This window comes from Hyalangium sp. (genome assembly GCF_045802625.1).
In the GTDB taxonomy this organism is placed as follows: domain Bacteria; phylum Myxococcota; class Myxococcia; order Myxococcales; family Myxococcaceae; genus Hyalangium.
In genome coordinates, this window is record NZ_JBJMQP010000187.1 from 20,839 (window position 1) to 29,022 (window position 8,184).

Annotated in this window: 4 protein-coding genes; 2 read left to right on the top strand and 2 right to left on the bottom strand. The window is 69.4% G+C overall.

Translation table 11 applies throughout. The features are described from left to right. Window positions 1–38: 38 nt before the first annotated feature. Complete coding sequence (locus ACJ8AT_RS31420) at window positions 39–5,342, top strand: AAA family ATPase (protein WP_407741626.1); 5,304 nt, start codon at window positions 39–41, stop codon at window positions 5,340–5,342. A 26-nt stretch (window positions 5,343–5,368) separates the two neighbouring features. Further along, window positions 5,369–6,670 (top strand): Zn-dependent hydrolase, encoded by a 1,302-nt coding sequence (locus ACJ8AT_RS31425; RefSeq protein WP_407741627.1) that lies wholly within the window; start codon window positions 5,369–5,371, stop codon window positions 6,668–6,670. Window positions 6,671–6,736: 66 nt separating this feature from the next. Here the strand turns inward: ACJ8AT_RS31425 and ACJ8AT_RS31430 are convergent, their stop codons facing one another. Beyond that, window positions 6,737–7,747 (bottom strand): ketopantoate reductase family protein, encoded by a 1,011-nt coding sequence (locus ACJ8AT_RS31430; protein WP_407741628.1) that lies wholly within the window; start codon window positions 7,745–7,747, stop codon window positions 6,737–6,739. Window positions 7,748–7,751: 4 nt separating this feature from the next. Beyond that, window positions 7,752–8,184, bottom strand: a 433-nt coding sequence (locus ACJ8AT_RS31435; protein WP_407741629.1) for a hypothetical protein, incomplete at its 5' end; no start/stop codon positions are given.

Consider the following 8,184-nt stretch of genomic DNA (forward strand, 5'->3'; position numbering starts at 1 on the left):
GCCTCGCGTGAGCGCGGCCCTGGCGGTGGACTCCATCCATGTTGAAGCTCCCGGGTTACACGATCCATCACTCAGTTCGCGTCACTGGCTCGAACATGCTGTTTCAGGCGGTGCGCGAGGCGGATGGCGCACCGCTCATCATCAAGACGCCGGTGGGCCCCGCCGTCGGCCCACGCGAGGAGGAGCGGTACCGCCGAGAGCACGGCATCCTGCAGCGGCTTGTGGGCGTGCGCGGCGTCACCCGGCCCTATGGCTGTGAGCGGATCAACGGCCGCCCCGTCCTGCTCCTGGAAGAGGTGCAGGGGGTAGCCCTCTCCGAGGCGGTGGGCAGACCCTTCGAGGTTGCCCGCTTCCTCCAACTGGCCGTCTCCCTGGCGTCGACCCTGGCGGAGATCCACCTCCGGGGCGTCATCCACAAGGACATCAAGCCCTCCAACATCATCGTCCCCCCCTCGGGCGAGCCGCACATCATCGACTTTGGCTCCGCCACCCTCCAGCGGACCGAGCATGTGGATGCGGCGCCGAGCCACCTGATCGAGGGGACGCTGGCCTACATGTCTCCGGAGCAGACCGGGCGCATGAACCGCGCGGTGGACTACCGCACCGACTTCTACTCGCTGGGCGTGACGTTCTACGAGCTGCTCACGGGGGCCCGGCCGTTCCACGGGCGTGACGCGCTCGAGTGGTTCCATGCCCACATGGCACAGCTGCCGAGGCCGCCGCACGAGCTCATCTCCAGCATCCCGCCCGTGCTGTCCGCGATCGTGATGAGGTGCCTGGCCAAGGTCGCCGAGGAGCGCTACCAGAGCGCCGAGGGGCTGAGGCACGACTTGGCGGAGTGCGTGGAGGGCCTGCGCCGGGGCTCGCTCGAGCTCTTCGTGCTGGGCAAGCGGGACATCCCCAGCCGCTTCCAGCTCCCCCTGCGGCTCTACGGGCGCGACGCCCACGTCGCCACCCTGCTCCGGGGCTTCGAGCGAGTCGCGAACGGAGGCAAGCCCGAGCTCATCCTGATCCGCGGCTACTCCGGTATTGGCAAGTCGTCGGTGGTCCACGAGCTGCACAAGCCCGTGGTCCAGCGGCGAGGCTTCTTCCTGAGCGGCAAGTTCGATCAGCTCCAGCGGGATGTCCCCTACGCCACCCTGGCCCAGGCCATCCGGGGGCTGGTGCAGCAACTGCTGGCGGGCAGCGATCAGGAGGTCGCCCAGTGGCGTGAGCGCTTGCGAGAGGCCCTCCAGGGCAACGGCCCGGTCCTCGTGGAGCTGGTGCCGCAGCTCGCGCTCGTCCTGGGCCCGCAGCCGGCGGTCTCGGAGCTTCCGCCCGCCGAGGCGCAGCACCGCTTCAACCAGGTGTTCCTCCAGTTCCTCGGAGTCTTCGCCACCGCCGAGCACCCGCTCGTCGTGTTCCTGGATGATCTGCAATGGGCGGACCTGGCCAGCTTCAGGCTCCTCCAGGCCCTGCTCACCGACGAGGACGCGCCACCGGCGCTGTGGATCGGCGCCTACCGCGACAACGAGGTCACCCCCTCCCACCCGCTGATGATGGCGCTGGGGGAGGTGCGCAAGGCGAAGACCCTGGTGACTGACCTCCAGCTCGAGCCGCTGAGCCTGGAGCAGGTCCAGCACCTCGTCGCGGATGCGCTCCCGGGCGCGGGGGCGGAGCTCACCGGGCCCCTCTCGGAGCAGGCTCACCAGAAGACCGGCGGCAACCCGTTCTTCCTCCTCCAGCTGCTGCTGGCGTTGCACCACGATGGGCTCCTCAGCCGCGCGCCCGGAGGAGGGTGGCGGTGGGATGCCGAGGGCGTCCGGGCCAAGGGGTACTCCGACAACATCGTCGACTTCATGGCGCGCGGCCTGCACCAGCTCCCCCCGAGCACCCAGCACCTGCTCCCCCTGGCGGCGTGCGTGGGCAACAGCTTCTCGCTCCGGATGCTGACCCTCATCTCCGGCCTGGAGGCGGGCGAGGCGGAGCATGGCCTCGAGCCGGCGCTCGAGGAGGGCCTGGTGGTGCGCGGCGCCTCGGAGCAGTATCGCTTCCTGCACGATCGCATCCAGCAGGCGGCGCATGCCCTCATCCCCGAAGGAGAGCGCAAGGCGGTTCACCTGCGCATCGGACGCCTGCTGCTGGAGAGCCTGTCCGCCGAGGAGGTGCGCGAGAGGCTCTTCGAGCTCGTGAGCCAGCTCAACGCCGGCGTGGAGCTGATCCGCGGCCCCGAGGAGCGCCACCGCCTCGCGCGCCTGAACGCCGAGGCGGGCTGGAAGGCCCGGGCCTCGAGCGCGCATGCCTCGGCCGCCGCCTATCTCTCGATGGCCTTCGCGCTCATCCCGGGTGACCCGTGGGAGACGGACCCCGCGCTGGCCTTCAAGGTGCTCCTCGATCGAGCGAGCAGCGAGCTCATGAGCGGCAACCTCGCCGAGGCCCGCCGCCTGCTGGAGGGGCTGCGCCCCCGAGCCCGGAGCCGGGGGGACATCGCCGCCGCCTACGGGCTGATGCACGAGGTGCACCTCATCACCGGCGAGATCGAGGCCTCCGTCACCTGCCTTTTGGAGTGCCTGGCCCTGCTGGGCATGCCGATGGATCCGCACCCCTCCTGGGAGGAGGCCGCGGCCGCCCGCGAGGAGGTCCAGTCCCTGCTGGGTGACCGCCCCATCGAGAGCCTCGTCGAGCTGCCGCTGATGACGGACGCGGACATGAAGCCGGTGATGAGCGTGCTGGCCCGCCTCTTCCCGTCGGCCTACTTCACCGACAACAACCTGCTTGTCCTCCATATCTGCCGGATGGTCTCCCTGAGCCTGCGCTACGGCAACACCAGCGAGTCGGTGATTGGGTACAGCTCGTTCGGAGTGCTGCTCGGGAAGTTCTTCCGGAGCTATCAGGAGGGCTATGCCTATGGCGTGCTGGCCCGCGCGCTCGTCGATCGGCACAACCTGCCCCTCGAGCGGGTCCGGGCGCTCTTCAACCTGGAGATGATCAGCTACTGGTGCCAGCCCCTGGCCGTGGCGCACGAGTTCGCCCTGAGCAGCTTCCAGTGCGCGCTGCAGACCAACAACTACCTGTTCGCCTGTTACATCGTCGGCCATGTCGTCTGGAACCGGCTGGCCATGGGGCACACCCTGGACGACGTCTACGAGGACGCGCTCGTCCGGATGGACTTCATGCGAAAGACGGGCTTCGTGGGGGTGGTGGATACCACCCTCATCGTCCTGCGCTACGTGCAGCAGCTGCGAGGCCGCTCGCCCACCTTTGGCACGCTGGACGGGGAGGGCTTCGATGAGCGGGCCCTCGAGGCCGGGCTGACGCCGGCTCACATGAGCAGCATGGTGTGCCAGTACTGGCTCTCCAAGATGCAGGCGCGCTTCATGTGCGGCTCCTACGCGGAGGCCCGTGAAGCGGGGGACAAGGCGGCGGGGTTCATCTGGTCCTTCATTGGCATCATCCCGCTCCTGGACTTCCACCTCTTCCGCGCCCTGAGCCTGGCCGCGTGCTGCGAGGGGGCGGCGGAGCAGGAGCAGCGGCGGTACCTGGAGGCCGCCGAGGTGCACTGGCGGCAGCTCGACGAGTGGGCAGACAACTCCCCCGAGACGTTCCGCGCGCTCGAGCGGCTGGTCTTCGCGGAGCTGTCCCGCATCCGGGGCCGTCTGGACGAAGCGCTCCCCGCGTACGAGGAGGCCCTTCGCCAGGCCCGCGAGAACGGCTTCGTCCAGCACGTGGCGCTCGTGTGCGAGCTGGCGGCGAACTTCTATCGCAAGCGGCAGGCCCCCTTCATCGCCGAGGCCTACGCGCGCCAGGCCTTGGAGGCCTACGCGCGGTGGGGGGCCTACGGCAAGGTCACGCAGTTGGAAGCCCTCTGGCCCGCCCTCGCGCCCTCGCCGGCGCCCGCGAGCGCCACCACCACCACCACCTCGGAGTCCAGGGCGCTGGACACGCTCGCCGTGGTCAAGGCTCAGCAGGCCGTCTCCAGCGAGATCGTCCTCGACAGGCTGGTGTCCACGCTCATGCGGGTGGCCACCGAGAATGCGGGGGCCCAGCGTGGAGCCCTGCTGCTCCCGCGCGGTGACACGCTGGTGATCGCGTCCGAGACGCAGAGCGCCTCGGAGGGCGCGCAGGCCCTGCCGCGCGAGGGGGCGGAGGCCGCTCTGCCCTGGACGATCATCTCCTACGTCCGGCGTACGCACGAGCATGTGCTCATCAGCGACGCGGCGGCGCCTCACCCGTTCTCGTCCGAGCCCTACCTCGAGCACAGCGGAGTCAGGTCCGTGCTGTGCCTGCCGCTGATGCGCCAGGACTCGCTGTCGGGAGTGATGTACCTGGAGAACAGGCTGGCCTCCGGGGCGTTCACCCCCGGCCGCATCGCGCTGCTGGGGCAGCTCGCCTCGCAGGCCGCCATCTCGATCGAGAACGCGCGGCTGTACGCCGAGGTCCAGCGCACCGAGGCCGCCCTGCGCAGCGCCAACGACGAGCTGGAGCGGCGGGTGGAGGAGCGCACGCGCGAGCTCAAGCAGGCCCAGGCTCAGCTGGTGGACACGGCGCGGGCGGCGGGCATGGCCGAGGTCGCCTCGGATGTGCTGCACAACGTCGGCAACGTGCTCACCAGCGCCGTCATCAACCTGGAGCAGATGCGCTCCGCGATCGAGGCCTCGCGCCTCGACCGGACGGTTCAGCTCTCCGCGATGCTCAAGGAGCACCGTGAGGATCTGGTGGGGTTCCTGACGAGCCACCCGCGTGGCCGCGTCCTGCCGGACTACTTCTCGGCCCTCACCGAGGAGCTCCGCCACGAGCAGACCCAGCTCCTGGCGAACCTGCATGAGATGGGCCTGCACATCGAGCACATCCACGCCATCATCCGGGTGCAGCAGAACTACGCGAAGACTTCACTCATCCTCGATGAGTGGGATCTCACCGAGCTCATCGAAGACAGCCTGCGCTTCCAGCTTGCCGCGCTGCAGCGCCACCGCGTCTCCGTGACGCGCGAGTTCTCCCCCGTGCCCCGGGGGCGGGTGGACAAGCACAAGGTGCTGCAGATCCTCATCAACCTGATCAGCAACGCCAAGTACGCGATGGACGAGGTCCCCGAGGGGCAACGTCACCTGTGCATGCGGCTCACGGCCCAGGGGAATATGGCGCGGATCCAGGTGGTGGACAGCGGCAAGGGCTTCACCCAGGAGATCCGCAAGCAGCTCTTCGCGCACGGCTTCACCACGCGCAAGGAGGGTCATGGCTTTGGCCTGCACTCGAGCGCGCTGGCGGCGCAGGCGATGGGGGGCCGCCTCCTGCTGGAGAGCGAGGGTCTGGGCAAGGGCGCCACGGCCACGCTCGAGTTCCCGATCCAGCACGGTCAGACCTGAGGGCTTCTGGGATATGAAGGGGGCCCATGAACCCTTCTTCGAAGCGTGTGATCTCCGATCTCAAGGAACTCGAGAAGCTCACTTCCGACGAGCGCGGCGCCCAGCGCGTCGCATGGGGCCCCGTCTGGCGCAAGGCGCGCGAGTGGTTCGCGGGCAAGCTGAAGAACGAGCTCGCCCTCCCCATGCGCCAGGACGGCGCCGGTAACCTGTGGGCCACGCTCCCCGGAGACTCCGAGCGGAGCATCGTCATCGGCAGCCACCTCGACTCTGTCCCCGGTGGTGGCTGGCTCGACGGCTGCCTCGGCGTGCTCGCGGGTCTCGAGGTCCTCCGCATCTACTCCGCCAAGGGCGCACGCCCGCCGGTCACCCTTCACATCGTCGATTGGGCCGACGAGGAGGGCGCGCGCTTCGGCCGCAGCCTCACCGGGTCCGCCGCGTCCGCGGGCTCGCTCGAGCCGCACAAGGAGCTCGCGCACCTCGTGGACCGGGCCGGCGTGAAGCTCCCCGACGCGCTGATGGAGAACGGCATCACCCTCGACGGCATGAAGACCGCGCGGAAGTACTTCGACGGCCTGAGGGCCGAGGCCTACCTCGAGCTGCACATCGAGCAGGGGCCGGTGCTGCAGGAGATGAAGCGCCCGGTCGGCGTGGTGCTCGGGACGATGGGCGTCGAGCGGCACCAGCTGAAGTTCATCGGGCAGGCCGCGCACTCCGGCGCCGCGCCGCTGCACCTGCGCCAGGACGCGTTCCTCGCAGGCGCCCGCTTCGCGCTCGCCGCACAGGAGCTGGCGACGAAGCTCTCCGGCAAGACGCCGCGCACGCGCGTGGTCGCCACCTGCGGCGTGGTGAAGGTCGAGCCGAACTTCGTCACCGCGGTGCCGGGCCGCACGGAGATCTCCATCGACATGCGCGCGCTCGATGCGGGCGTGCTCGCGAAGCTGCTGGCGGGGACGAAGAAGGCGTCGCTCGCCGCGGCGAAGGAGTTCAAAGTCAAGGTCGAGTGGAGCCAGATCCTCAAGATCACCCCGCGCATCTTCGACGAGACGCTCACCGGCTTCGTGCGAAAGGCGGTCAAGGGCGTCACCGGCCATGCGCCGGAGCTCCCGTCGGGTCCGCTCCACGACGCGGCGGAGATGGCCGACATCGTGCCGACCGCGATGGTCTTCGCACAGTCCTCGCCGGGGATCTCGCACACCCGCATCGAGGACACGCCGGAGCCGGCGCTCGACAAGTCGGTGCGCGCGTTCCTCGCCACGGTCGAGCAGACCGTGGAGCACCTCGCGCGGAAGGCCGAGCCCCGGCGCAAGCAGGCCGCCGGCAAGCGGTAGCGCCCGGGCTGTATTGGGAACTTCCTCGAACCTGCCCGCCGCTCTCAACAGGGCCCTTCCTTCGCCCTATAGAGAGGATGGAGTGCCCGGGTGCCTTTCGTGACGGTCCTCCGCGCGCTGGGCAGCGGCTCGCAGCGCCGCGGTGGGCAGCCCGGCTTGGAGTCCCAGCGCGACGTACTCGCGAATCATCCATCGGGTCTGATCCGCGACCTTGGTGAAGTGGACTCGGAGATAGCTCTCCAGGGAGAAGGGTGCCGCCCAGGAGGCGAGCGGCACCATCAGCTCGAGAAGCCAGGGGCGCAGGAGTGGGCGCACAGGAGGCGCGCGCTGCTGCGTGCGCCATGCGGCGATGCGCACGGCCTCCCACGCCGCCTGGAGGGCCTGCTCGAGGGGCTCGGGCTCCAGCAGCCGCTCGAAGCTCCAGCCCGCTGCCTCCAGCCCGTCCACGAAGGTGGCCAACAGCGCCGTGGGGATGGCCATGGCGCGTGCCACCTCAGGGCTGCGCCGAGCCGGGTAGCCGCCCGCCCGGAGTGCCCGGAGGACTTCCTGGAGGCGCTCCTCGGGACCGCTGAACAGACCTCGGGACAGGGGAGGGAACCAGAAGGCCGTGCCGGGCCTTGGAACAGGCTCCTGGGGACTCAGCGGCGCATGGAAGCTGAGGAAGGGCACCATGCCGGTGAGGAGCCGCTCCGGCGCGATCCGCTGCAGGAGCCACTCCCGGTCCTCGAGGCCGGGCTGAAGCATGACCCAGGTCGCCGCTCCCGTGGCGCGGGCAAGCTCCTCCACCCAGTTGCCGGCCCGCAGCGCCGTGGAGGAGACGCAGAGCCAGATCTGATCCCAGCGCTCAGCCGCCACCTCCTCGTCAGAGCAGAGGACAGCGAATCCGGAGAGCTCCCTCGGCTCGGGGTCCTTCTCGAAGACACCGAGCTCATAGAGGGTGAAGCCCCGCCGAGCCTCTTCCGCGTGCTTCGGCTTGACCCGGAAGGCGAGCTCGCACCCGGCCGACTGGAGAAACCCTCCGAACACCTGACCGATGGCTCCCGCTCCCACCAGGAGAATTCGAGGCTTCGTGCTCATGCCCTCAGGCAGCCCCTCCAGACGGGGGAGCGTCTGGCTCATCCAGCCCTCGGTTGAGCAGCTTCCGCAGCAGGGCTGTCACATCCTGGTGGAAATAGTGGATCAGCCCGAGCGTGAGAGGAATTACACCCACCAGGGCGAGCAGTCCCTTCACCAGCCCCGGAAGCCCCGCCAGCCAGTCATCCCGGATGATGACGGCTGTGGCCGGCTCTTCTCCCACGCGCACATCCAGCTCGAAGGAGCCTCGGCCGATGACCTTGCGGAACGTCACGGGCAGCGCGAGCTGGGTCCACGTGGGCGGGATCGACTCGGGTCTCCCCTCACCTTGCAGCACCAGGGTGGGGACCTGCTGCTCTCCGATCTGGGCAAAGGTCCCCATCCGGGCCGAGAGGCTCACAAGCGTCGTGTCCCCCGGCCTCTTGCAGCTCCGAAACAGC

Coding starts and splice junctions, on each gene's coding strand:
- ACJ8AT_RS31425 (WP_407741627.1), top strand. CDS start 5,369: ATGAACCCTTCTTCGAAGCGTGTGATCTCCGATCTCAAGGAACTCGAG.
- ACJ8AT_RS31430 (WP_407741628.1), bottom strand. CDS start 7,747: ATGAGCACGAAGCCTCGAATTCTCCTGGTGGGAGCGGGAGCCATCGGT.
- ACJ8AT_RS31420 (WP_407741626.1), top strand. CDS start 39: ATGTTGAAGCTCCCGGGTTACACGATCCATCACTCAGTTCGCGTCACT.